General features: G+C 64.6%; 17 protein-coding genes. 7 read left to right on the forward strand and 10 right to left on the reverse strand.

Features of this window, described 5'->3' with window-relative positions; genetic code table 11:
• Position 1 precedes the first annotated feature (1 nt).
• The gene (gene pgi / locus GM909_RS16890; RefSeq protein ID WP_407941310.1) at positions 2–1,663 is read right to left on the reverse strand and encodes a glucose-6-phosphate isomerase; all 1,662 of its coding nucleotides are present in this window, start codon (positions 1,661–1,663) and stop codon (positions 2–4) included.
• A 277-nt stretch (positions 1,664–1,940) separates the two neighbouring features.
• On the opposite strand from pgi, the gene pdxR reads away from it, so the two are divergent.
• Positions 1,941–3,434: a MocR-like pyridoxine biosynthesis transcription factor PdxR gene (gene pdxR, locus GM909_RS16895; protein WP_157017936.1), complete on the forward strand. Its 1,494-nt coding sequence runs from the start codon at positions 1,941–1,943 to the stop codon at positions 3,432–3,434.
• Between the two features lie 49 nt (positions 3,435–3,483).
• Here the strand turns inward: pdxR and GM909_RS16900 are convergent, their stop codons facing one another.
• Positions 3,484–5,298 carry an IlvD/Edd family dehydratase gene (locus GM909_RS16900; protein WP_157017938.1) on the reverse strand — a complete coding sequence of 605 codons (1,815 nt, stop codon included), beginning with the start codon at positions 5,296–5,298 and terminating at the stop codon, positions 3,484–3,486.
• A 102-nt stretch (positions 5,299–5,400) separates the two neighbouring features.
• Here GM909_RS16900 and GM909_RS16905 point away from each other — a divergent pair, with 102 nt between their 5' ends.
• The 3 genes from GM909_RS16905 to GM909_RS16915 all read left to right on the forward strand — a co-directional run bounded on the left by GM909_RS16905 (position 5,401) and on the right by GM909_RS16915 (position 7,565).
• A complete protein-coding gene (locus GM909_RS16905) occupies positions 5,401–5,853 on the forward strand; it encodes an SRPBCC family protein (RefSeq protein ID WP_157017940.1) in 453 nt (150 codons plus the stop codon).
• A gap of 247 nt (positions 5,854–6,100) precedes the next feature.
• Positions 6,101–6,736, forward strand: coding sequence for a DUF1326 domain-containing protein (locus GM909_RS16910; RefSeq protein WP_157017942.1), 636 nt, complete (start codon positions 6,101–6,103; stop codon positions 6,734–6,736).
• 4 nt (positions 6,737–6,740) lie between these two features.
• Positions 6,741–7,565: a DUF2182 domain-containing protein gene (locus GM909_RS16915; protein WP_157017944.1), complete on the forward strand. Its 825-nt coding sequence runs from the start codon at positions 6,741–6,743 to the stop codon at positions 7,563–7,565.
• Positions 7,566–7,606: 41 nt separating this feature from the next.
• On the opposite strand, the gene paaG is transcribed toward GM909_RS16915, so the two are convergent.
• The gene (gene paaG / locus GM909_RS16920) at positions 7,607–8,410 is read right to left on the reverse strand and encodes a 2-(1,2-epoxy-1,2-dihydrophenyl)acetyl-CoA isomerase PaaG (RefSeq protein WP_157017946.1); all 804 of its coding nucleotides are present in this window, start codon (positions 8,408–8,410) and stop codon (positions 7,607–7,609) included.
• Positions 8,411–8,575: 165 nt separating this feature from the next.
• Here paaG and GM909_RS16925 point away from each other — a divergent pair, with 165 nt between their 5' ends.
• Positions 8,576–9,262, forward strand: coding sequence for a Crp/Fnr family transcriptional regulator (locus tag GM909_RS16925; RefSeq protein WP_157017948.1), 687 nt, complete (start codon positions 8,576–8,578; stop codon positions 9,260–9,262).
• A 33-nt stretch (positions 9,263–9,295) separates the two neighbouring features.
• Here the strand turns inward: GM909_RS16925 and GM909_RS16930 are convergent, their stop codons facing one another.
• The 3 genes from GM909_RS16930 to GM909_RS16940 form a co-directional block, all read right to left on the reverse strand.
• The gene (locus tag GM909_RS16930; RefSeq protein WP_235911945.1) at positions 9,296–13,597 is read right to left on the reverse strand and encodes a cytochrome P450; all 4,302 of its coding nucleotides are present in this window, start codon (positions 13,595–13,597) and stop codon (positions 9,296–9,298) included.
• 138 nt (positions 13,598–13,735) lie between these two features.
• Entirely contained in the window at positions 13,736–15,526 is a 1,791-nt protein-coding gene (locus tag GM909_RS16935; RefSeq protein WP_157017950.1) for an adenylate/guanylate cyclase domain-containing protein, read from the reverse strand.
• Positions 15,527–15,734: 208 nt separating this feature from the next.
• Complete coding sequence (locus GM909_RS16940; protein ID WP_157017952.1) at positions 15,735–16,904, reverse strand: Mrp/NBP35 family ATP-binding protein; 1,170 nt, start codon at positions 16,902–16,904, stop codon at positions 15,735–15,737.
• A gap of 249 nt (positions 16,905–17,153) precedes the next feature.
• On the opposite strand from GM909_RS16940, the gene GM909_RS16945 reads away from it, so the two are divergent.
• The gene (locus tag GM909_RS16945) at positions 17,154–17,645 is read left to right on the forward strand and encodes a VOC family protein (RefSeq protein WP_328600466.1); all 492 of its coding nucleotides are present in this window, start codon (positions 17,154–17,156) and stop codon (positions 17,643–17,645) included.
• Between the two features lie 5 nt (positions 17,646–17,650).
• On the opposite strand, the gene GM909_RS16950 is transcribed toward GM909_RS16945, so the two are convergent.
• From GM909_RS16950 to GM909_RS16965, 4 genes are all read right to left on the reverse strand, one after another.
• On the reverse strand, positions 17,651–18,022 hold the full coding sequence (locus GM909_RS16950) for a DUF1850 domain-containing protein (RefSeq protein WP_157017956.1): 372 nt from the start codon (positions 18,020–18,022) through the stop codon (positions 17,651–17,653).
• The gene (locus tag GM909_RS16955) at positions 18,019–20,127 is read right to left on the reverse strand and encodes a TRAP transporter permease (protein WP_157017958.1); all 2,109 of its coding nucleotides are present in this window, start codon (positions 20,125–20,127) and stop codon (positions 18,019–18,021) included. The genes GM909_RS16950 and GM909_RS16955 overlap by 4 nt, the downstream gene beginning before the upstream one ends.
• Positions 20,128–20,348: 221 nt before the next feature.
• Positions 20,349–21,305, reverse strand: a complete 957-nt coding sequence (locus GM909_RS16960) for a TAXI family TRAP transporter solute-binding subunit (RefSeq protein ID WP_157017960.1) — start codon at positions 21,303–21,305, stop codon at positions 20,349–20,351.
• A 211-nt stretch (positions 21,306–21,516) separates the two neighbouring features.
• Positions 21,517–22,875 (reverse strand): sigma-54-dependent transcriptional regulator, encoded by a 1,359-nt coding sequence (locus tag GM909_RS16965; RefSeq protein ID WP_157017962.1) that lies wholly within the window; start codon positions 22,873–22,875, stop codon positions 21,517–21,519.
• A gap of 534 nt (positions 22,876–23,409) precedes the next feature.
• Here GM909_RS16965 and GM909_RS16970 point away from each other — a divergent pair.
• Positions 23,410–23,847: a type II toxin-antitoxin system HicB family antitoxin gene (locus tag GM909_RS16970; protein WP_157017964.1), complete on the forward strand. Its 438-nt coding sequence runs from the start codon at positions 23,410–23,412 to the stop codon at positions 23,845–23,847.
• The last annotated feature ends 26 nt before the right edge of the window (positions 23,848–23,873 follow it).

Genomic DNA, 23,873 nt, shown 5'->3' on the forward strand with positions numbered 1-23,873 from the left:
GTCAGACCCCTTCCGCCAGGCCGCGCAGGTGGCGCACGAGGCCGGCGGTCGAAGCGTCGTTGGCCGAGGCATCCGCCTTGCCCTGCACCACCGGCAGGAGCTGGGTGGCAAGCTCCTTGCCGAGTTCCACACCCCATTGATCGAAGGCGTTGATGCCGAAAAGCTGCGCCTCGACGAAGACGCGGTGCTCGTAAAGCGCGATCAGCCGGCCAAGAGCGAAGGGATCGAGGCGGCGATAGGCGATGGTCAGCGAGGGACGGTTGCCGGCGAACTCGCGGTGCGGGGCAAGCGCTTCGGCCTCCGCTTCGTCCATGCCCTTGGACAGAAGCTGGCTTTTCGCCTCCTCCAGCGTGCGCCCCTTCATCAGCGCTTCCGACTGCGCCAGGCAATTGGCCATCAAAAGCTCGTGCTGATGGCGCAGTTCCGGCTCATGGCCCTGCGCCGCGACGATGAACTCGACCGGGATGATGTCGGTTCCCTGGTGCAGGAGCTGGAAGAAGGCGTGCTGTCCATTGGTGCCCGGCTCGCCCCAGACCAGAGGCCCCGTCGGCGTCGTCGCCGGCGAGCCGTCGACGCACACGCTCTTGCCGTTCGATTCCATGTCGAGCTGCTGCAGATAGGCCGGCAGGCGGGCGAGGCGCTGGTCGTAGGGGATGACGGCGCGGGCCGGAAAGCCGCACACGGCCCGGTGCCAGAAGCCCACAAGGCCGAGGATCACCGGCAGGTTTTCCAGAAGCGGCGCCGTGCGGAAATGCTCGTCCATGGCGTGGGCGCCGGCGAGCATGTCGCGGAAGTTTCGCGGCCCGATGGCCAGCATGATCGGCAGGCCGATGGCCGACCACAGCGAATAGCGCCCGCCGACCCAGTCCCAGAAGCCGAAGACGCGGTTCTCGTCGATGCCGAATTCGGCCACCTTGTCGAGCGCGGTCGAGACAGCGGCAAAATGGCTCGGGATCGCCTCGGCCCCGAGTGCCGCCTCGATCCAGCTCCGCGCCGTGCCGGCATTGGTCATCGTCTCGATGGTCGTGAAGGTCTTGGAGGCGACGATGAACATCGTCGTCTTTGGATCGAGCCCCGCCAGCACGTCGTGAATATGCGCGCCGTCGACATTGGAGACGAAATGGGTGCGCGGGCCGTCATGGTAGGGTGCCAGCGCCGCCGTCGCCATGACCGGCCCGAGATCGGAGCCGCCGATGCCGATATTGACGACATCGGTGATCCGTTCGCCCGTCGCGCCTGTCATGCTGCCGGAACGCACGGCGTCGGCAAATGTCGTCATGGCGTCGAGCACGGCAAGAACGTCGGGCATGACGTCTGCGCCATCGAGCATGACCGCTCTGCCCGGCGGCGTGCGCAGCGCCACGTGAAGCACGGCACGATCCTCGGTGGTGTTGATGCGCTTGCCGTCGAACATGGCGTCGCGGCGCATCTCCAGCCCGGCCGCCAGGGCCAGTTCGGCCAGAAGCCGCATCGACGTCTCGTCTACGGCGCATTTGGACCAGTCGATCAACAGGTCGTCCAGGATGAGCGAGAACTTGCCGTGGCGCTCAGGGTCGGCGGCAAAGGCCGCGCGCAGGTCGCGCGCCGCGGCCGAACGCCCATGTTCCCGCAAGGTCTCAAGAACTGTATCGAATGCTTTTCGGTCCACGACGGCACTCCGCATGTTCGATTTCGTCAAGGCGCTCATTAGAACATGTCCCGCTCAAACGTTTCCGTTTGAAGCGAACGCGCGCCAGATCCCTTCAGCCGCACTCATGCGACGTCAGGTTTCCACCCGACTGCAAAATGCTCTAACAGAAGCGATGCGGCAATGTCATGATGAAGGCTTCGCCCCTGCCTCGGCCATGTCAGCAGGCGGGCAACATCGTTGGCGCAAGCGATTGGACCAGGCTTGCGTAAAGCAGTTCACATGTTTACGTTCCGCCGCGCAGGAGCGAACCATGGCGACACGAAACGACAATGCAATCTGGTCTGGTCTGTTCACCATATCGCCCGATTCCGGCCAGACCCTGCAGGCGCAGATCCGCCAGGCCATTGTAGCAGCGATTCTCGACCGGCAGATCGCCGCTTCGATGCCGCTGCCGTCTTGCCGCATCCTGGCGGAAAAGCTTGGCGTGGCGCGCGGCACGGTGGTGCTCGCCTTTCAGCAGCTCGTCGACCAGGGCTTTCTGATCGCCAAGGAGAGACGTGGCCATTTCGTCAATCCGGAGGTGCTGACGGCGCCGACGAAGCCCGCACCGCGCAGCGACCGATTCGGCAACGGGGTCGACTGGAAGGCGCGCCGGAAGATCGCCGCCAGCGAGATGCCACCGCCGATGAAGATGGAGAACTGGATCAAGTCCTCCTATCCCTTCATCTATGGTCAGTTCGACCCGACCTTGTTCCCCACGGCGGAATGGCGCGAATGCAACAGGATGGCGCTGGCCGTTCTGGAGATCCGCGACTGGGCGGCCGACATGGTCGATCGCGACGACCCGCTGCTGATCGAGCAGATCCAGGCGCGGCTCCTGCCGCGGCGCGGCATCTTCGCCAATCCGGACGAGATCATCGTGACGCTGGGCGCCCAGCACGCGCTCTACATGCTGTCCAAGCTCCTGATGTCGCGCGGCACGCGCGTGGCCATGGAGGATCCGGGCTATCCGGATGCACGCTCGATCTTCCGCCTCGCCGGGGCCGAGGTGGTGCCGATACGGGTCGACGACGAGGGCATCGTGGTCGACGAGATCCCGGCTGATTGCGACTATATCTTCGTCACACCGAGCCACCACTCCCCGACCATGGTACCGCTCAGCGAATCAAGGCGGGCGGCACTGCTTGAGGCTGCGGCGCGCAACGACCAGATCATCATCGAGGACGGCTATGACAGCCAGCTTATCGACGATGCACCACAGCAGGCGCTCAAGAGCATCGATCGTTCGGGCCGGGTCATTCATGTCGGGTCGATGTCGAAGACGCTCGCCCCGGGGCTGCGGCTCGGCTACATCGTCGCCTCGGCCGACCTGGTGGCCGAATTGCGGGCGCTGCGCCGCTTCATGCTGCGCCATCCGCCGGCCAACAACCAACGGGCCGTGGCGCTGTTCCTGTCGCTCGGCCATCACGACGCGCTGGTGCGCAGGCTGTCGACGGCGTTTGCCGAACGCAGGGAACGCCTCGTCGAAGCGCTCGGCTCCTACCTGCCCGAATGGCGGCTGACGGACTCGGCCGGCGGTACGTCGGTGTGGCTGGAAGGTCCGCAGGGCATGGATTCCGGCCAATTGGCGGAAGCCGCCGCCAAGCGCAGCGTGCTGATCGAGCCGGGGGCGCGGTTCTTCGATTCCGCACGGGCGCCGAAGCGCTTCATGCGGCTGGGCATTTCCTCCATCGCGCTGCAGCACATCGAGCCGGGCATCCGCGAACTCGCGGCCGTCGCCGGACGCCGCTCCGCTGCCGCCTGACGGGATCGGCGCATCGATCCCGCGAAGCGGTGAACCGATCTGGAACCGCTCAATGATTGTCGCGCGGAACACCGGATTTCTGGGCGATCTTCTGATATTTGACCGCCGGCTTCAGCACCATGCCCTGATCGAACTGGTCGACAATGCCGCGCTGGATCTCCTGCCACGGCGTCTGGTGCGCGGGAAAGCGATACCCGCCCTCTTCGACCAGCGCGGCGCGGCGCTCCTGAAGTTCCACTTCACTGATCAGGATGTCCGCGGTGCCCTTCCTCAGATCGATGCGCACACGGTCGCCCGACTTCAAAAGCGCCAGCCCGCCGCCGACGGCGGCTTCCGGCGCGGCGTTGAGGATCGACGGCGAGCCCGACGTGCCCGACTGGCGCCCGTCGCCGATGCAGGGCAGCGCATGGATACCCTTCTTCAAAAGGGCAGCCGGCGGCTGCATGTTGACCACCTCCGCGCCGCCCGGATAGCCGACCGGGCCGGCGCCGCGCATGAACAGGATCGTGTGCTCGTCGATGCCGAGTGCCGGGTCCTCGATGCGGGCGTGGTAGTCCTCCGGTCCGTCGAAGATCGCCGCCTTGCCCTCGAAGGCTTCGGGATCGTCCGGATTGGACAGATAGCGCTCGCGGAATTCCAGCGAGATCACGCTCGTCTTCATGATCGCCGAATCGAACAGATTGCCCTTGAGATTGATGAAGCCGGCATTCGGCTTCATCGGGTCGTCGACCGGCCGGATCACCTTGTGATCCAGATTTTCGGCTTCCGCGCAGTTCTGGCCGATCGGCCGGCCGTTGACCGTGACCGCGTCGGGATGCGGCAAGAGGCCGGCCTTCATCAATTCGGCCACCACCGCCGGCACGCCGCCGGCATGGTGGTAGTCCTCGCCCAGATACTCGCCCGCCGGCTGCAGATTGACCAGCAGCGGCACATGATGGCCGAGCTTCTGCCAGTCGTCATTGTCGAGCGGGACGCCCAGATGGCGGGCGATCGCGTTCAGGTGGATGGGCGCGTTGGTCGAGCCGCCGATTGCCGAATTGACGACGATCGCGTTCTCGAACGCCTGGCGCGTCATGATGTCGGAGGGCTTCAGGTCGTCATGCACCATTTCGACGATGCGCCGCCCCGTGTGATAGGCCATCTGGCCACGCTCGCGATAGGGCGCGGGGATCGCCGCGGAACCGGGAAGCTGCATGCCGAGCGCCTCGGCCAGCGAATTCATCGTCGTCGCCGTGCCCATCGTGTTGCAGTAGCCGACCGAAGGCGCGGAAGAGGCGACGATATCCATGAATTCGTCATAGTCGATCTCGCCGGCGGCCAGCCGCTCGCGCGATTCCCATACGATCGTGCCGGAGCCGGTGCGCCGGCCCTTGTGCCAGCCATTGAGCATCGGACCGACCGACAGCGCGATGGCCGGAATGTTGACGCTCGCCGCCGCCATCAAGAGCGCCGGCGTGGTCTTGTCGCAGCCGATCGTCAAGACCACACCGTCGATCGGATAGCCGTACAACACCTCGACCAGCGACAGATAGGCCAGATTGCGGTCGAGCGAGGCAGTCGGGCGCTTGCCGGTCTCCTGGATCGGATGGCAGGGGAACTCGAAGGGAATGCCGCCGGCAGCCTCGATGCCGGCGCGCACCCGTTTGGCAAGCTCGACATGGTGGCGGTTGCAGGGCGACAGGTCCGAGCCGGTCTGGGCGATGCCGATGATCGGCTTGCCCGCCTGCAGTTCCTCACGCGTCAATCCGAAATTGAGATAGCGCTCCAGATAGAGTGCCGTCATGCCCGGATCGGCAGGGTTGTCGAACCATTGCTGCGATCGCAGCTTCGTGCCCGACCCCCGATTTCCGTCATATCCGGTCATGCCATCCTCCATGCATCGTGATTTTCCGTCTCATTGCGTTAATGGACAATAACGCCGCTCTGCGCTACTCCCAATCGTCCAGCAAGGTATGGAGGAGAGGCCATGGCCGTAAAGATGGAGGGGGAAGAACGCATCGCAGCGCCGATCGACACGGTGTGGCAGGCACTCAACGACCCGGAAGTGCTGCGAGCGACCATCCCCGGCTGCGAGAGCCTGGAGAAGAATTCCGATACCGAGATGGCCGCGACCGTGGCGATGAAGATCGGGCCGATCAAGGCACGGTTCAATGGCAATGTCGAATTGAAGAACCTGAACCCGCCGCATTCCTATCGCATCGAGGGCGAGGGAAAGGGCGGCGTCGCGGGCTTCGCCAAGGGCGGGGCCGATGTCGAGCTGAAGGAAGACGGCCCCGGCGAAACGGTGCTGACCTACACGGTGAACGCCGATGTCGGCGGCAAGATGGCGCAGCTTGGCAACCGGCTGATCCTGTCGACCTCGAAAAAGCTCGCCGGCCAGTTCTTCTCCAATCTGAACCAAAAGATCACCGCGGGATAAGCTCCGCGACGCGCAGATGACGCGACCTGCCGGCTCGGCCCACGGCCGGCCGGGCATTTCGCAGCGCGATTTATTGGCCCCGGGCACAAGCTGGCGTAGAGGCGTCGATCGCCGTTGCACGCACTACCCGCTAACTCTTTCTATCTAATTGGCGGGCCGGGCCGCGTGGCGTAGAATTCCAGGGCACATTGAGGGGGGATCATCCGATTTTCTTCGGCCGTTTCACGACGGAACACAGGAGGTGATGATGCCCGATACACAATGGACGCTCAAAGGACGCGAATTCATCCACTGCAATTGCGCCTATGGTTGTCCGTGCCAGTTCAACGCCCGCCCGACTCATGGCAATTGCCATGCCATCGGCTTCGTCGATATCGAGGAGGGTCATCATGGCGACACGACGCTAGACGGCCTTAAGATCGGCATTATCGTGACGTGGCCCGGCGCCATTCACGAAGGCGGCGGGCAGGTCGTCCCGATCGTTGACGAGCGCGCCTCGGACAAGCAGAGGGAGGCCCTGCTGCGCATCATGAGCGGCGAGGATACCGAGCCGGGCGCGACCTTCTTCCAGGTCTTCTCGGCCACCTTCGACAAGGTCCATGAACCCGTATTCGAAAAGATCGAGTTCGAGGTCGATCCCGACAACCGCATGGCGCGGGTGAACGTGCCGGGCTGGGTCGAGGCCTCCGGCGAGCCGGTGCGCAATCCGGTTACCGGTGATCCGCATCGCGCCCGCATCAACCTGCCTTCCGGCTTCGAATACGACACGTGCGAGGTCGGCCGCGGCTGGGCCGAGACGAAGGGGCCGATTGCCATGAAACTCGAGGATTCGCACGCGCATTTCGGTCGCCTGCATCTGACGGAAACCGGCGTCGTCCACTGATGCGATGACCGACACCGTCCTCGAGACAATGTTGCGGCGCGACCGGCTCATCGTCGCTGGCGCGCTTGCGACACTCGTCATCGTTTCCTGGGCCTATCTCTTCTGGCTGGCCGGATCGATGGACATGGAGGGCATGGCCGGAATGGCGATGCCGGGCATGATACCCGGCTCCGTCATGGCGCCGGACGTGCACGCCTGGAGCACGACCGAGTTCATTTTCATGGTCGTGATGTGGGTGGTGATGATGATCGGCATGATGACGCCGTCGGCCGCGCCGATGATCCTGCTCTACGCCCGGGTCGGGCGACAGGCGGCCTTGAAGGGCCAGCCGCTGGCGGCGACCGGGTTCTTCGCCGGCGGATATCTCATGGCCTGGAGCCTGTTCTCGCTGTTCGCCACCATCGGCCAGTGGGGGCTGGAGCAGGCGCTCCTTCTCACGCCGGCGATGACGAGCGCGAGCAACACGCTGAGCGGCATCATCCTTGTCGCAGCCGGCCTCTATCAATGGACGCCGCAAAAGGATGCCTGTCTGGCCAATTGCCAGACGCCGCTCTACTTCATCCAGCGCCATGGCGGGTTCCGCCGCGACGCGCTCGGTTCATTGCAGATCGGATTCAAGCACGGCCTTTACTGCGTGGGATGCTGCTGGGCCCTGATGGCGCTCCTGTTCGTCGGCGGCGTCATGAACATGCTGTGGATTGCGGCCATCGCGATCTTCGTTCTGGCCGAAAAAGTCCTGCCGCCCAATCGTATTCTGTCGCGCATTGCCGGAACAGCACTGATCGCGGCCGGGGCCTGGCTGCTGGGCGCGGGCGCGGGCGCGATGTAAGCTTGCGCCGGAATGTGATCGCCGTTGCTTCGGCAGGGCGCCTACTTCGTCTTCGCCTTGCGATAATCGGCCGGGCGCTTTTCGAGAAAGGCCGCCACGCCTTCCTTGTAATCGTCCGACATGCCGGCCTCGCGCTGCAATTCGCGTTCGAGGTCGAGTTGCGCGTCGAGCGAATTCGTCGACGCCTGATGGATCGCCTGCTTGGTGAGTGCATAGGCATGTGTTGGCCCGGCGGCAAACTGCTCGGCGAGCGCAGCAACCTCCGTCATCAGCGCATCGTCATCGACCGCCTTCCAGATCAGCCCCCAATCGGCCGCATCCGTGGCCGGCAGGGGATGGGCCGTGAGCGCCAGCGCCTTGGCCCGCGCTTCACCGACGAGCCGGGTCAGCCAATAGGTGCCGCCGGCGTCGGGGATGAGGGCGATCCTGGAAAAGGCCTGGATGAATTTCGCCGACTTCACCGCGATCACGATATCGCAGGCGAGTGCGATATTGGCGCCGGCGCCCGCAGCCACGCCGTTGACCGCGCAAATGACCGGCTTGGGCATGCGACGGATCTGGCGTACCAGCGGATTGTACCACGTCTCCAGCGTATGGCCGAGGTCAGGCCGCTCGTTCGAGTTCCCCGGAGCACGGTCCGACAGGTCCTGCCCGGCGCAAAATCCCCTGCCCGCGCCCGTCAGCACGACGGCGCCGCAGGCCATGTCAGCCTCGCACTCATCCAGCGCCGCCCGCAGCTCCTTGTGCTGGGCCTCGTTGAAGGCATTGAGGCGATCCGGCCGGCTTAGCGTTATGACGCTGTATCCATTTCGCTTTTCATGCAATATTGTTGCGACAGGGCTCATGCTGGGTTTCCTTTTTTTGCCGGCGCGGCCGGCCCATCGACCGGCAGTTTACCTGCCGGCGGCCGTTGTTCAATTTCAATCGGCCGAAGAGTTCGGCCCCGCGAGGGAATTCAGGTGTGGCGCAACCGGGCTCGGCGGGCGGGCGGATTGTGAACGGACGAGACGATGACAAGCCACGGACTGCCCGACAAGGGGCAAGACAGAACGATCGGCTCGCGGCTTTCGCCGGAGCTTTTCGACGTCTTGTTTGAAGGCTGCCCCAGCGAGACCTATCATGCCGGCCAGTGCCTGTTCATGCAGGACGATCCGGCCGACCGCGTCTACGGCATTCTTGCCGGCACGCTAGAAATCGCAATCTTCTCACCCGGCGGGCGCAAGCTCGTCGCCAATATGGAAACCAGGAAGGCCGTTATCGGCGAGATCGCCGCCCTCGACGGCGGTCTGCGCACGGCGACCGCCACCTGCATGACCGATTGCACGCTCGTTTCGATCTCGCGGCGCCAGATGTTCGACCGCATCGAGCGCCAGCCCAGGCTGGCCAGCGCATTGATCGAACTCCTGTGCGCCAGGCTGCGGTTCGTCAGTGCCGAACTGGGCGACCAGGCCCTGCTCAAGATCGAGGCGCGGCTGGCCCGGCGCCTGGACTTCCTTAACCGGCTCATCGCCGATGAGGAAGGCTGGATCACCATCTCCCAATCCGAACTTGCCGAATTTCTCGGTGCAACCCGCGAATCGGTCAACAAGACGCTGACCGACTGGCGCAAGCACGGGCTGATCGACATTCGCCGCGGCGGCATCCGCATGCGCAATCGGCGTCTGCTGGAGGAGATCGGAGCGGCGCCCGACGACTGACGGCGACGCTGTTCTTGTGTGATGTTCGTCAGATCAGGAAGCGACCCCTGACCTCTGGTCCGACAGCCGCGCCAGCAGATGGGCAAGCGCGGCCCGGCCGGGCATGAAGAAGTAGCCGCCGCCGCGAACGGTGACGAAGGAATCGAGCCCCTTGAGAACCAGCGGCCCGTGCCGGTCGGGGATGGTGAAGGTGCCATTGCCCTGCGGATTGCCGACGAACGGATCGCCCTCGTCGGTGAGCGACTGAAACGACCGGCGCATTACCCAGCTTTGCTGGACGAACTCGAACTGGCGCTCGATCTCGGCATTCAGGCACATGAACAGCATCCCCTTTTCCGCCGGGCGCCCCCGTCCGCCCGGGCGCAAGTAGGTGCGACCGATGCGCAGGATGCGATGGCGCTTGGAGAGAGCGATCTGCGTCTCCCGGTCCGGCCCGAGGGAATCGCGCGGATTGGCCCGCCTGACATGGGCGCCATAAGGGCATTGCCGGCCGTCCGGATCCTCGGCGGTGTAGGAGAAGTGATTGTCGGGTTCGCGGCCGGGTTCGGACAGGCCGTGGCGCACGATCGATCCGCCGTCCTTCCATCGGCCCATCATCTTGGCGCCGATCCAGTCCTTGTCACAGCCGTCATGGCCCCGCATCGCCGCCAGGCGTTGCGCCTCGCGCCGGCAATAGTCCTCGAATGCGTCCACATGCTGCGCCATCTGGCGCACGACCAGGAACGAACCGTTGCGGCCGAAATCGGCCCAGCCGGGATTGTCCGGCATATCGCGCAGCTGACGTTCGGCGGCGGCTTCGCGCACCGCGATGCTCGGCGGCAGCCGGCCGGTCTCGTCGGCATAGCCGAGCAGGAATTCGCCCGCCGCCACCCGGTGCTGCGGATCGGCGGGCCGACGCGCACGCGGCGTGCCGGCGATCATCGGCTGCGAGATGTTGTCACGGTAGCCGAAATGCTCGATCGCCTTGTTCCGGGCGTCACGCTCGATGGTCAGCGGCAGGCGATGGCATATGGCGAGGCCGGCGCTGCGCGTCCGGCGCATCAGTGACGCGACGTCGGCCTTCAGCCGGTTCCCATCCTTCGCATAGCAGACCAGAACAACATCGGCGCCTGCTTCGCCATGCCCCCATTCCCAGTTGCCAGGATCGTTTCGCCCGACATCGCCGAGGACACGGCTTTGATCCGAGCGACTCATGCCGCGCCGGAACGAAAGCGGCAATGTGGCAAGAGCGGCGTCATTGTCCAGACCCAGGCGGGCAAGCCCCTGCGCCGAAAAGGCCGCGATCATCGCCCGCTCATCCGGCGGCGCGTCGCCGAAGGCGAGCTTCGAGACGACATAGCCGAGCCATTTGCGGCGGTTGGCCATGGGTACACAATCGGGAATGGCGACCGCCAGCATCTCGGCCGCTTCCAGGTCGCCCATGCCGCGGAAGAAGATCGACTGCACCTCGGCAGTCTCGATCGGCGTTGCCGCGTCGGGTTCGGCGCCGAGGCACGCACGCCATTCGGCCGCATCATTGAGCGCGATCGCCCGGCGCAGCCGCGCATTGGCCCGGATATGGCCGGTCGTCAGATCCGGATAGGCCGAGTACCAGAAGAGCGTCGGGACCTGTTGCGCGCGCGCCCAGCGCTTGAAACGCGGACCGTCGCTCGCGCCCTCCCAGAACAGGTCGCGCGCACGCGGAAAGCCGACCGCGTTGCTCCACACCGCCGTCAGGCCGGCATGGGCCTTGACGACGAAGTCTTCCAGATAGCTTTCCCAGCTTCCGCCGTAGTTGGAGAAGAACAGCAGCTTGCCGGTTCCCGGCAGCAGAACCCAGCGGGCGAAGTGGATCGACCCGATATCGGCCAGGTGACCGGGTGAAAAGACGTTGCGGGCAAACTGGGCAATGGCGAAGAAGGCGGTCCTGAGGGTGACACCGCGCAGCCAGCCGCCCTTCATTTCGGATATGGCGGCCAGGTGGTTGTGGGCCCAGAAGTTTTCCCGCTCGGCGATCGGCGCAAACCGCTCCGGCGGGATCAGGCCATTATGGACGGGGTCCGATTTCTCCTTGGCGTTCAAGGCTCTGCGGCCGAGCCAGAAGACCGCGAAGGCGAGGAGCGCCAATGTCGTCGCCCCGAGAGGGATAGCGGCCAGAAACAGCAGGAAAGCCGACACCACGCCCGTCGCCAAGCCGGCAAAAAGGCCGGCATAATAGGGCAGCGAGAATGCCAGTACGGCGATCACCAGACCGGCGACGAACGCGCGATCGCGAAAAAGCCCCCAGAGTGCGGCCCAGGCGCTATGCTGCGGCCCGCTCAGGCGATCGGGAGCCGGCTGGAAAACCCATTCGCGCGACCCGTCTGCGGCAAGCCGCTGCGTGACCCGTTCCAGCTTTTCGGCAACCGTCAAGGGGCCGCCCGGTACCGCTTCTTCGAGCTGGCGCATGACCGAGCCGCCCAGTGCGGCCTCGGCGCGAATGCGGGCGACCGAATGGCCGGGCACGCCGGCAAAGCACAGCCCGGCGGGTTTGTGAAAGCCCGGTGCGACGTCGATCGCGTGGCGCAACAGGAAGGGTTGCAGTTCCTCCTCGTTGTCGAGGCCGCAGCCGTCACGGAAGATCGGCCACAATATGGGACGGGCGTGGCGGGCAACGGCCGCAATCGCTTCGGCCTTCGGGCCATCTGCCGTGAACTCGAAGACGAGATGATAGCGATCATCAGGCTGCTCTTCGGCGGGATCGGCCCGACCGATCACCGACAGGCTGGCGAAATGAACAATGCCCGTTGCATCGAAGGCAGCGCGTATATCGGCCTGAGGCGGGTTGCCGAGTTGCGCCACCGCACCGCGCAAGGCCGCGATATCGACGCCTTCGCGCACCGGTGCGGCGACCGTGACGAAGGCATGGTCGACCACGCGGCTTTCGGCCGGCAGGTCGAAATCCACGCACAGGCTCTCGGGAAACGGGCCGAGAAATCGCAGACGCCCCGCCCTCCCCGCAGTGCGCCGCAGACCGGGCTTGGCAAACAGGGCGCGGAAACATTCGCCGATCTGCACCTTGGCAATGGCAGATCCGATGCACCAATGGATCCCGTGCCCGAAGACCAGGTAATCCTTGGCCGGCCGGCCGGGCCGGAATGCATCCGGCTCGTCGACCGCGTCGGGATCGAACATGGCCGACTGCATCAGGCAGGCGACGGTGGAGCCGGCGGGCAGCCTGCGCTCGCGTCGCGTGCCCGCCGCGATGACTGTATCGCGCGGCACATAGCGGAACTGCGCCGGCAGCGCCGGATTGAAGCGCATCGATTCGAGAATGGCGGCATCGAGCGCTTCATCGTCGCCTGCCGCCAACGCCTCTTCGACCGCCGCTTTCGCCTCGGGGATCGACAGCGCGGCGTCGAGCGCCTTGCCCGCCGCAAGAAGATTGGTCGGGATGAAACCCGTCACCATGCCCATCATGATCGAGCGGACGTGGGCAGTGGTCACCCTGTCCGGATCGCTCTTGTGCATCGCCACGAGCCGAGCGAGCGGCGTATCGGCCGGCTTTGCCTCGGCGGCGACAGTCTCGATCGACCGGTCGATCGCCTCGCGCATGCGGTGGGCTGCGACCAACGCCAGTTCGCGTTTCGTGCGGCTGCCGAAAGGATCGCCGAAGAACAGCGCCGACAGCGCGATCGCCCAATCGGCGAATTCGTTTTCATCGTCGATCGTCAGGCCATAATAGTCACGGCAAATCTGGACGGGAACGATCTTCAGGAGTTGTTCGACGGCGTTGGCGCCCGGCATCGCGCCGCGCATGATCTCGCGGGATTGGCGCGCCGCGATGGGCCGGACGCGCGCCACGACTTCGGCGGGCGGAAATGCCGTCAGCACGGCTGATTTCATGGCGCGGTAGCCGGGTCCGTCCTGCATGCCGAGAATGAAATTCGATCCGCCGGCCATTTCAGCCATTTCCAGGCCGAATGGCGTCTCGAACGCATCCTGCCTCTCGAGCACTTCGCGAACGTCGTCGTTGCGCGACAACAAGGTGAGGCCGCCCAGTTTCAGCACAGGCAGCCAGCGCCGCAATACGGACAACACCCGCCGCGGATTGTCGGGAAGCAGCGATTTCACAATAGTCCCGAAGCGTCCACCGCGCAGCCGCTGCAGATCGAACGGCGGCAGGCTTTCGAGCGGCTGATCGTGCTGCTGTGCCTGCCTGACGCGTTGAAAATATTTTGTCCTGATCACCTGTGGCGAGCCCCTGCCATCGCATGTGACGTTGCCGCATCCGCCCGGATCGAAGAAGGCCAGTGACGCGTCCGTACTCTTCAGGCAGTAGGGCCGTCGGCGGTCGGTGTAAGTGAGCTTGTTCACAATGGCGCGTGTTCGCTTCAAACGGAAACGTTTGAAGCAAAGATATGCGCGCCAGATCAACATGTTGGAACATGTACCTTTCGCTCAAACGATTCCGTTTGAGCGGGACATGTTCTAGCAGCAGGCACTGCCTGCCGCTCAGGCTTCCTCCGAAAGCCGGAAAGCGTCGATCAGATAGCCGTTCAGGCATTTGTCGGCGAATGGTATCCACGTCGCCTGCTCGGCGGTGAATTCGGGATAGCGGGCGAGGAGAATACGGCGCTCGGCCTGCGCCTCCTCCATCCGCCCCAGCCGGCCGAGCGCGGCGATCTTGACAAACCGCGCGTACCAGTAGGACGGCGCCAGTTCGAGAGAACGGTCGGCCATGGCGCAGGCGTCGTCCCACTGGCCGGCGAAAAACAAGGCGCTCGCCAGCTCGCCCAGATTGTGGAAACGGTAATGGTCGAAGGGGCTGAGCCGATCGGCCTCGCGAAACATCGGTATCGCCCGTTCATGATCGCCCAGCAGCAGATAGGCGCTGCCCATGGCCGAGCGCGCAAAGGCAAAGCTGGGATTGATGCGCAACGCCTCGCCGAGATGCTCCAGCGCCGCGGCCGGCCGGCCCAGCATGATGTCCGTTATGCCAAGATGGGCGTGGGGCCTGGCGTCCTGGCTGTCCACGAATAGCGAACGGCGGGCATAGTCGGCCACCTTCTCCAGGTCCGCGCGATTGTCGTTTGACTGGCCGAAATTCAGCCAGGCGCGCCAGAAATACCACCAGCTTAGCTCGTTGAGCACGGCGCTCGAATTGGGATCGCGCTCATAGGCGCGCTGGAACAGATCGAGTGCTATTTCGGCGTCTTCGCGCGTCCGACGCTGCATGTGCCAGCGGCCGCGGCGCACCAATTGCCAGCTTTCCTGGTTTTCCCAGGGCATGCGAAAGGTCCGCATCTGCTCGACCCGATCGACCTCCTTTTCCAGCATCGCCACGATCTCGTTGCCGATTTCGTTTTGCACCTGGAGAATTTCGGAGAAGGCTCGGTCGAAGCGGCGCGCCCACACGTTCCGGTCGGTGGAGGAATCGTCGAGCGATACCCGGATGCGCAGGCTGTCGCCCTGACGGGCCAGGGAACCGCTGACGATATATCGCGCGCCCAGCGCGCGGCCGGTGGCCTGCGCCGACATCGCATCGTCGCGAAACTGGAAGCTCGAATTCATCGCGATCACGGGCAGCCAGCGCGTGTGGGAAAGGCCCATGATGATGTCTTCGGCAATCGCCTCCGACAGGTACTGCGTGTCGCCGTCGCCGCTGTTGTTGCGAAAGACCAAAACGGCGATCGCCGGCGGACCGTCACTGCCATTGCCTTCCGTCGCGGCGGTACCGTTCGGCCAGTCCTCGGCCTGCCGTGGTGCGGCATCCTTCGCGGCGCGGTCGACCCCATAGGCGTGAACGGGCAGGATGATGTTGTGGAAATCCTGCTCGCCGAGATCGACGAATTGCGCCGAGGACGTTCCCCGCACGTGGTGCCATGTCGTCTCGGAGATCACGATACCGCCCTTGGGAGCCATTTCCTGCAGCCTGGCGGCGATATTGACGTCGTCGCCGTAGCGGCTTTCGTCGCGCACGATGACGTGGCCGGTGTTTATGCCCGTACGAAACTCCAGCCGCTTGGTCGGGTGCAGTGCATGGTTTTCCGCCGCGATGGCGTCCTGAAATTCAAGCGCCGCCAGCAAAGCGCCTGACGGCAGCCCGAACTCCGCCATCATGCTGTCTCCGGCAGCGCCGAACGGCCGACCACCATGCCGGCCACAGGTGGCGCGAATGATGTCGCAATAGGTCTCGAAGGTGGAGACGGCCGCTTCATCGTCCATCCCCATCAAGCGTGAAAATCCGACCGCGTCGATCGAGACGATCGTGGCCACCTGCCGCGTGTATTGACGGCTGGCCATCACTCTTCAACCATGTTCCACAGGCAGCCCACAGCCGCCTCCACCCCAACGTCCCGCAGCCGCGTCTTGTTCGGCAACGCGATACCGCAGGCATGCTCCAACTGCCGCCGACAAATATACCCCACGCGACGACACGACCTCTGGATTAGCAAATCCAGCCGGCAATCGCCAGCCAAACAAGCTTTCTCCCGGCCGCGCATGGCAGAGACTATTCGAAGACGATCGCCGGCGCGCGCGCGGCGGCTTCGCCCCCGGCATTTTCGAGGCTGGCAAGCACATTGGCGGCAATCGTCCCATAGGCGGCGGCGTGCGGCCCCTCGGGCTCGGCGACGGCGACCGGATTTCCGGCATCGGAGGATTCGCGGATCGCCATTTCCAGCGGAACCTCGCCCAGAAAGGCGATGCCCAGCCGCTCGGCCTCCCGACGCGCGCCGCCATGGCCGAAGATATCATAGCGCTTGCCGGTGTCGGGGGCGACGAAATAACTCATATTCTCGACGATGCCGAGCACCGGCACCTCGACCTTGCGGAACATGTTGAGGCCCTTGCGCGCGTCGATGAGGGCAAGGTCCTGCGGCGTGGAGACGATCACCGCGCCGGCGAGCGGCACCTGCTGGGCCATGGTGAGCTGTGCATCGCCGGTGCCGGGCGGCATGTCGACGACGAGGATGTCGAGCTCGCCCCATTCGACTTCGCGCAGCATCTGGGTGAGCGCCGACATCACCATCGGCCCGCGCCAGATCATCGGCGTCTCCTCCTCGACGAGGAAGCCGATCGACATGACCTTCAGCCCGTAGCCGTCCATAGGTTTGAGAATCTTGCCTTCGACCGTTTCCGGCCTGCCGGATATGCCGAGCAGGCGCGGCATGGACGGCCCGTATATGTCGGCGTCGAGCAGGCCGACCTTGAGCCCGGTCGCCTTGAGCGCCAGGGCCAGATTGACCGCGGTGGTGGATTTGCCCACCCCACCCTTGCCGGAAGCGACAGCGATGATGGATTTCACCCCCGGCACGGCGCGCTTGCCGGTCTGGCGCCCGGCCGGCGCGGGCGCCTGTTGCGGACGTGCGGCGGGAGCCGGCCTTGGCGCGGCGGCGGGACGGGGCTGCGGCGCGCGTTCCATGCCACCGCCCTTCTTTTCAGCCGTCAATGCGACAACAGCGCTATTCACGCCGGGCAGCGATTTCACGCAGCGTTCGGCCGCCGCCCGCAGCGGCTCAAGCTCGCGCGCCCTGTCGGCGGGAACGGTGATCGAAAAGAACACCTTGCCGTCGGCAATGAAGATTTCCGATACGAGGCCAAGCGAGACGAGATCCCCCTCGAAATCCGGCCCCTTGACGGTGCCAAGGGCTTTCAGAACGGCTTGTTTGGTGACGGACATCGCTGCAACTCTTTTTTGGAGTGTCTTACGGCCAGATAATGCAGTTCGGTTCCGTGGCCAAGAGCGGGTCGGCGGCTGGCGCAGCGAGATTTCGGACAGAAATCGGATCATCCATGTCGGAAACGGTGCGTCCTGGTCGTCTTGAAGTTGCTTGCGCCGGCAGGCGCGAGCCCGGTTCGGCATGCCGCGACGCATCGGTCGTGGCACTGACAGACCGGCCGCGCATCAAGATATTCACGTCTGGAGGTGATGGCAGTGAAAAAGATCACGACATGGCTGTGGTTCGACAACCAGGCCGAGGAAGCGGCGAATTATTACGCATCGGTGTTTCGCAACGCCCAGATGGGAGAGGTCGTCCGCGCGCCCGCGGGCGGCGAGCCATACACGAAGGAAGGTCAGGCCCTGACTGCAGAGGTCGAGATCGAGGGCCAGACATTCATGTGCCTCAACGGCGGCCCGCACCCCGATGCCACGCCGAACGACAGCGTCTCCTTTCAGGTCCTGTGCAAGGACCAGGCCGAAGTCGACGAATACTGGTCGAAACTATCGGCCGATGGCGGCCGCGAGGTTCAATGCGGCTGGGTGAAGGACAGGTACGGCTTCTCCTGGCAGATCGTGCCCGAGGCCCTGCCGCGCTTGATGTTCGGGCCGGATCGCGAGGCGGCGAAGCGGGTCACGGAGGCCATGATGAAAATGGTCAAGATCGACGTGGTCGCGCTGGAAGCCGCCGCAAACGGCTGATCGGCTCAGCGCTCGCCGGCCTCGCATTGCCTGATCACCACCGTCGCTCCCGGCTCGGTGCCGAGCGTCCTGCACGCTCCGTCGGCACATATCCGCCAGCCGCCGACGGTCGCGCCGGAGGCGGCGAGCACGATCTCGCTCTGCGCCGGCACGCGAGGGCGCCAAACCCACCAGCCGTCCTTCAGCACCGCGCCCTCGCCCGGATCCATGCCGGCGCCGGAGCCCTGAACCCGCGCCTCGACGATTTCGAAGCCCGCCGGCGTCCAGCGCCACGATTCCTCCCAGCGCGTCTTTTCGACCGAATGCGTCCACGAAAGCGTGAAGGCGGCGGCGGCAAGGACAGCCGTCTTGCCGCCGGCGATCACGCACAGGCTCATGCCGCGCCGTTCGAGGCCGAGGCCGCATCGGACGTCCGGCGCGCCCGGTACCAGTTGAGACCCAGGAACAGGACCGCCAGGGCAAAGCCTATCTCGTCGGTGACGGGCAGCGCCGCAATCAGTGTGAAGGCGGCCGCGGCGGCCAGAACGCGCTCCCAGGCGGCGAGCCGCACGCGCAGGAAGCCGATGACGGCGGCACCCCAGAGCGCAATGGCGAGAGACGCCTTGAAGATGATATAGGCCACCGCCGGCCAGTAACCGATCATGTCGGCCAGCGGCCCGCCGTCCTGCAGCATCAGGGCCGGCGTGTACACCGCCATATAGGGAATGACGAAGCCTGCCGCCGCCACCTTCACCGCTTCGAACGAGATCTTCAGCCCGCCTTCGCGCGCAATCGGCGCGGCGGCGAAGCAGGCCAGCGCCACCGGCGGGGTCAGGTCGGCCAGGATGCCGAAATAGAACACGAACATGTGGCTGACCAGGAGCGGCACGCCGAGTTCCAGCAGCGCCGGTCCGGCGATCGTCGAGGTGATGATGTAATTGGGGATGGTCGGAATGCCCATGCCGAGCACGATGCAGGTCAGCATGGTGAGGACCAGCGACAAGAACAGCGAGTTCTGCCCCACCGAGACGATGTACTGGCCGAAGGTGTTGGCCACACCGGTCAGCGTCATCGTGCCGATGATAATGCCGACGATGGCGCAGGCGATGCCGACCGGCAGCGCGGTCCTGGCGCCGTCGGCCAGCGAGTCACGGCAGTTGGCGAGCGTCTCGCGCCCGCCGCTGACGAAGATGTTGACCAGGATGAGGATCGCGGCGGCCGCCAGCACGACATTGATGCCGAAACGGAAGAAACTGGCCGCGATCAGGCCGAGGCCGATCCAGAACACATAGCGCAATACCTGGTTCGGCAGGCCGATCGCAACGCTCGCGCCGAGGATCAGCAGCACCGTCATCGACAGGCCGACCGTGCCGGCAAACAGCGGCGTGTAGCCGGAAAACAGGAGATAGACCAGCGCGGCGAGCGGCAGGATAAGATACCAGCTCTTCTTCAACGCGCCGATGGGGGAGGGAAGGTCGGACTTCGGCAGGCCGTGCAGGCCAAATTTTCCGGCCTCCAGATGCACCATCCAGAAGGCGGAGGCAAAATAGAGGATGGCCGGCACGATCGCCGCCTTGACAACCTCGTAATATTCGATGCCCAGCGTCTCGGCCATGATGAAGGCGACTGCACCCATGACCGGCGGCATGATCTGGCCGCCCATGGAGGATGTCGATTCGACCCCGCCGGCAAAGGCCGCGCGGTAGCCGAAGCGCTTCATCAGCGGGATGGTGAACTGCCCGGTGGTCACCACATTGGCCACGCCCGACCCCGAGATGGTGCCCATCAGACCGGACGAGATCACCGACACCTTCGCCGCCCCGCCGCGCGCATGGCCGACAAGGCCGAGAGAGACATCGGTGAACAGCTTGATCATGCCGGCGCGCTCGAGAAAGGAGCCGAAGAGAATGAACAGGAAGATATAGGTGGACGACACATAGGTCGGAATGCCGTAGATGCCTTCCGTCCCGTAGGCCATATGATCGATGACCTGGCCGAGATCATAGCCGCGGTGGTTGAGCGGCGACGGCAGATATTCGCCGAACAGGCAGTAGGCCAGGAAGGCGCCGGAGATGATCGGCAGGGCCGGTCCCATGATCAGCCAGGCGCCGATGAAGACGGTCGCCAGGGCGACGACGCCAACGACGATGTCGCGTGGCAGCGGATCGCCGGCGCGCAGGATGAGCGGCTGGTACTCGACCCACTGATAGAGCGCCACGCCCGTGCCGGCGACGGCGAGCCCCCAGGCCACGGCCTTCCAGACGGCGGCGCGATTTGCGGCGGCGGCAACAAGTGGAAAGCCGAGCAACAGCAGAAAGCCGACATGGATGGCGCGCACAACCTGGCTCGGCAGGTTGAGCACATGGGCGGCTGTCGCGATCTGGAACAGCGAGAAGGCGACGGCGATCCAGAACAGGATCCGGCCTTCCAGGCCGAGCGGAAAGCGTCCGCCGGTCGGATCGTGGAATGCGTCTGAGGTTTCTTGTGTGCTTGTCGTTGTCATCGGATCATTCTCGGTCCTGCACGGCAGGCCCATCGCTGCGGCTCGCCCGGTTCACGCCCTCCCGTGGGAGAGGCGGCTCGCGTTCGCCGCGCCATCCCACAAGCCGCCATGACGTGAAAGCAGGCCGGGATCCATTTCGTGAACATGACGTTCCAGAAAGGGTCCCGGCTCTCCCTCGCCACGTCCGGACGGCTGGGATGACGCCGACGAAGCAGCGCGTCCTACAGGAGGCCCTGTTCCTTGTAGTAGCGTTCCGCGCCCGGATGCAGCGGGATCGGCACGCCCTTGGCGCCCTTGTCGGCGCTGATCGCCTTGGCGGCGGCATGCGCGGCGACCATGTCGGGCAGGTTCTCGAAGAGCTGCTTGGTCATCTCGTAAGCGGTCTCTTCGGAAACGTCCGAATGGGTGACAAGGATGTTGGTGATCGCAAGCGTGGGCACGTCGGCATCCTGGCCGTCATAGGTGCCAGCCGGGATCGTCGCCGACTGGAAGGGCGCGCCGAGCGTCTCGGCCACTTCGGCCGGTACGGACACGACCTGGATCGGCAGCGAGGTGGCCAGATCCTTGATCGAGGAAACGCCCAGTCCGGCCGACTGCAGCGTGGCGTCGAGCTGGCGGTTCTTGATCAGTTCGACGGATTCGCCGAAGGGCAGGTATTCGGTCTTGGCGAGGTCGTCATAGCTCATGCCGAGCGCCTCGAAGATGCGCCGCGCGTTGAGCTCGGTGCCCGATTTCGGCGCGCCAACGGACAGGCTCTTGCCCTTCAGGCCGGCGAAATCAGTGATGCCGGATTCCTTCGAGGCGACGATCTGGATGTAATTGGGATAGATGGCGGCGATGCCGCGCAGCTTGTCCAGCTTCTTCGAGAAGCCGGCTTCCTCGTCGCCTTCCCAGGCCGACTTGACCGAGTCGCCGAGCGCGAAGGCGATCTCGCCCTTGCCCTGCTGCAACAAGTTGAGGTTTTCGACCGAAGCTTTCGTCGACTGCACCTGGGTGCGCGCACCGTCGATCTTCTCGCCGTAGATCTTCGCCAGCGCGGCGCCGAGCGGATAATAGACGCCCGAGGTGCCGCCGGTCAGCACATTGATGAATTCGTCCGCCTTGGCGGCCATCGTGCCGAGGCCGAGCGACGCGGCGACCATGCCGGCGACGACGAGTTTCGTGGATACCAGTTTCATGCAGAATCCTCCCTTGGTTCCTCCTGCCGCCCTGAGCGGACGTGCAGTCAATGTGCGTCAATGCAGATCGCGTGCCAAGTGCCGGCACGGGGCAGAAACAGGCCAATCGGCGGTTTGTTGCGCCTTTTTGGGTCCTGCGTCACGCGATGTCGTGGCAATATCCTGCCAAATAGGCACGCAAGCAGGGCAAAATTCCGCCGAAATGTGCATGTCACGGCGTGCCGTCACGATCGCCGTTGCGCAGGCCCAGGCGCGCGATCTTCTCGCTCAATGTGCGTCGCGGGATGCCCAGCGCCGCGCTGGCCGCCTGGACATTGTCGGCATGGGCGTCGAGCGCCTGCCGGATGACGGCGGCTTCGAACGCCGCGACCTGCTGCGGCAGCGATGCCTGACCGTTTAACTCGGCCGCACCGGTACCGTCCTGCGGGCCGATATCGAGCGGCAGGCCGAGAACGCAGCGTTCGGCGGCGGCTTTCAGCTCGCGGACATTGCCGGTCCACGCCGCAGTGCCCAGGGCCGCCAGAAGGTTGGCCGGAACGGCCGGCGGCTCAAGCGAATGCCGCTTTGCGGCCTCGTTGCACAGATGAACGAAGAGGAGCGCGATGTCCTCGCGCCGTTCGCGCAGCGGCGGAATGGCCAGCGTCACCGTAGACAAGCGGAAATAGAGATCGGAGCGGAAGCCGCCGGCCTCGCTTTCGGCCTTCAGGTCAACCTTGGTGGCGGCAATGAAGCGCACATCGACCGGCATCTGCCGGTTGGAGCCGATCGGCTCGACGATGCGTTCCTGGATGACGCGCAGAAGCTTGGCCTGCAATGCCGGCGGCATGGATTCGATCTCGTCGAGAAACACCGTGCCGCCATCGGCATGGGCGATGCGGCCGGTGCGTGCCTGGACCGCGCCGGTGAACGCGCCGCGTTCATGGCCGAACAGTTCCGCCTCGAACACGGATTCGGGAATGGCGGCGCAGTTGAGCGCCACGAACGGGCGGGCGCGGCGACGGCCGGTGTCGTGCAGGGCGCGTGCGACGACCTCCTTGCCGGTGCCGGTTTCGCCCATGATCAGGACGTCGACATTGACGTCGGCCAGTTGGCGAATGCGCTCGCGGATGAGCGCGATGGAGGCGGCGGAGCCGACGAGCCGTGTCTCGAGATCGGACGTCGTATCCGATGTCTTGCGCAAACGTTCCAACTCGCCATGCAGGCGCCGCTCGGCAACGGCCCGGTCCAGGACCGCCACCAGATGGTCGGCATCATAGGGCTTTTCGAGAAAATCATGCGCGCCGCGCCGCATGGCGTCGACAGCCAGCGGCACATCGCCATGCCCCGTCAATAGGATAACCGGCAGGCGAATGTCGGTGCGCCTTATGGCATCGAGCAGGGCGAGCCCGTCCATGCCGGGCATGCGCACATCGGTGACCAGCGCATCGAAGCGTTCCGCCGAAAGCAGGCCAAGCGCTTCGCCTGCATCCGCGGCCAGGCACACGTCGAAATCCGAGACGGTGAGCCATTCGCCGGCGGATTCGCGCAGTTCGGGTTCGTCGTCGACGAACAGGATCGCTCCACGGCTCATTCGACCCTCAATTTCTCGTACATATATATGCGATTGCGTTTGCATACCGCACAATCATGTGCGGTTTCTGTTCCGCGCTTCGGATATAGGAAATGAAGCGGGAAGCCCTGATCCGGGAGCCTCGGAAGCTTGCCAAGTCCCTTGGACTGGCCGCAGGATAGGCATTCATTCCGCCGCCTCCGGTAAATGCCCCGCACGGCGCACAATTTTATGCTTATTTCCGCACATTTTTGTATTGTATCTCGAACAATTTTGTGCGACTCTTTTGGCTTCGGAGGCAGCTCGATGAACCGAGAAGACCTGATCCGGGAACTGCGCAAGACAGCCAGAAAGGCGGATGTGAAGTTCCAGGTGATCTCCGGAAGGGGGAAAGGGTCTCACTATCGGGTTGAGTTCGGAGAGAAGTGGACAACGGTCCAATCTGGCGAACTTAGCCCGTCCATTGTGAGGCGCATTAAGAAGCAGTTGGGAGTCGAATGCCCCCCTTCTGCGGGCCTCACAGACATCGCAACACTGGAAAGGAGCAACACGTGAATGGATTATACTTTCCTGGCCGTTGTCGAACCCGATCCTGATGGCGGGTATCTGGTCAGCTTCCCGGACGTTCCGGAGGCGCTGACCAGCGGTAACGACCTTACTGAAGCCAAGGACAATGCGGCCGATGCGCTTGGCATGGCGCTTCGCGGTTACCTGGCAAAGGGGCTTGCGCTTCCGCGCCCGGTAGCGGAACCCGGCGAGGACCGCTCCGAAATATCGGTTGATGTGACCGATGCACTGAAGCTCGCCGTTATCGAGGCCTTCACGGCCTCGGGCATGCCGAAAGCCGAGCTGGCCCGACGTCTGGGCAAGGCCGAGACCGAGGCGCGACGCATCCTCGATCCCGACCATCATACGAAGGCAAGTGCCCTCGAGGCGGCGCTTGCCGTTCTTGGCAAGCGCGTTGTCGTATCTGTTCTCGACGCAGCTGCCTGACGACCCAAGGGCGGCGGGATGAACTT

The sequence above is a fragment of the Mesorhizobium xinjiangense genome (assembly GCF_009749525.1).
Lineage (GTDB): Bacteria > Pseudomonadota > Alphaproteobacteria > Rhizobiales > Rhizobiaceae > Mangrovimarina > Mangrovimarina xinjiangensis.

Excerpts from the sequence above, each read along its gene's own strand:
- pgi (WP_407941310.1), bottom strand. The coding sequence starts at position 1,663 with ATGCGGAGTGCCGTCGTGGACCGAAAAGCATTCGATACAGTTCTTGAG.
- pdxR (WP_157017936.1), top strand. The coding sequence starts at position 1,941 with ATGGCGACACGAAACGACAATGCAATCTGGTCTGGTCTGTTCACCATA.
- GM909_RS16900 (WP_157017938.1), bottom strand. The coding sequence starts at position 5,298 with ATGACCGGATATGACGGAAATCGGGGGTCGGGCACGAAGCTGCGATCG.
- GM909_RS16905 (WP_157017940.1), top strand. The coding sequence starts at position 5,401 with ATGGCCGTAAAGATGGAGGGGGAAGAACGCATCGCAGCGCCGATCGAC.
- GM909_RS16910 (WP_157017942.1), top strand. The coding sequence starts at position 6,101 with ATGCCCGATACACAATGGACGCTCAAAGGACGCGAATTCATCCACTGC.
- GM909_RS16915 (WP_157017944.1), top strand. The coding sequence starts at position 6,741 with ATGACCGACACCGTCCTCGAGACAATGTTGCGGCGCGACCGGCTCATC.
- paaG (WP_157017946.1), bottom strand. The coding sequence starts at position 8,410 with ATGAGCCCTGTCGCAACAATATTGCATGAAAAGCGAAATGGATACAGC.
- GM909_RS16925 (WP_157017948.1), top strand. The coding sequence starts at position 8,576 with ATGACAAGCCACGGACTGCCCGACAAGGGGCAAGACAGAACGATCGGC.
- GM909_RS16935 (WP_157017950.1), bottom strand. The coding sequence starts at position 15,526 with ATGGCCAGCCGTCAATACACGCGGCAGGTGGCCACGATCGTCTCGATC.
- GM909_RS16940 (WP_157017952.1), bottom strand. The coding sequence starts at position 16,904 with ATGTCCGTCACCAAACAAGCCGTTCTGAAAGCCCTTGGCACCGTCAAG.
- GM909_RS16945 (WP_328600466.1), top strand. The coding sequence starts at position 17,154 with ATGGCAGTGAAAAAGATCACGACATGGCTGTGGTTCGACAACCAGGCC.
- GM909_RS16950 (WP_157017956.1), bottom strand. The coding sequence starts at position 18,022 with ATGAGCCTGTGCGTGATCGCCGGCGGCAAGACGGCTGTCCTTGCCGCC.
- GM909_RS16955 (WP_157017958.1), bottom strand. The coding sequence starts at position 20,127 with ATGACAACGACAAGCACACAAGAAACCTCAGACGCATTCCACGATCCG.
- GM909_RS16960 (WP_157017960.1), bottom strand. The coding sequence starts at position 21,305 with ATGAAACTGGTATCCACGAAACTCGTCGTCGCCGGCATGGTCGCCGCG.
- GM909_RS16965 (WP_157017962.1), bottom strand. The coding sequence starts at position 22,875 with ATGAGCCGTGGAGCGATCCTGTTCGTCGACGACGAACCCGAACTGCGC.
- GM909_RS16970 (WP_157017964.1), top strand. The coding sequence starts at position 23,410 with ATGGATTATACTTTCCTGGCCGTTGTCGAACCCGATCCTGATGGCGGG.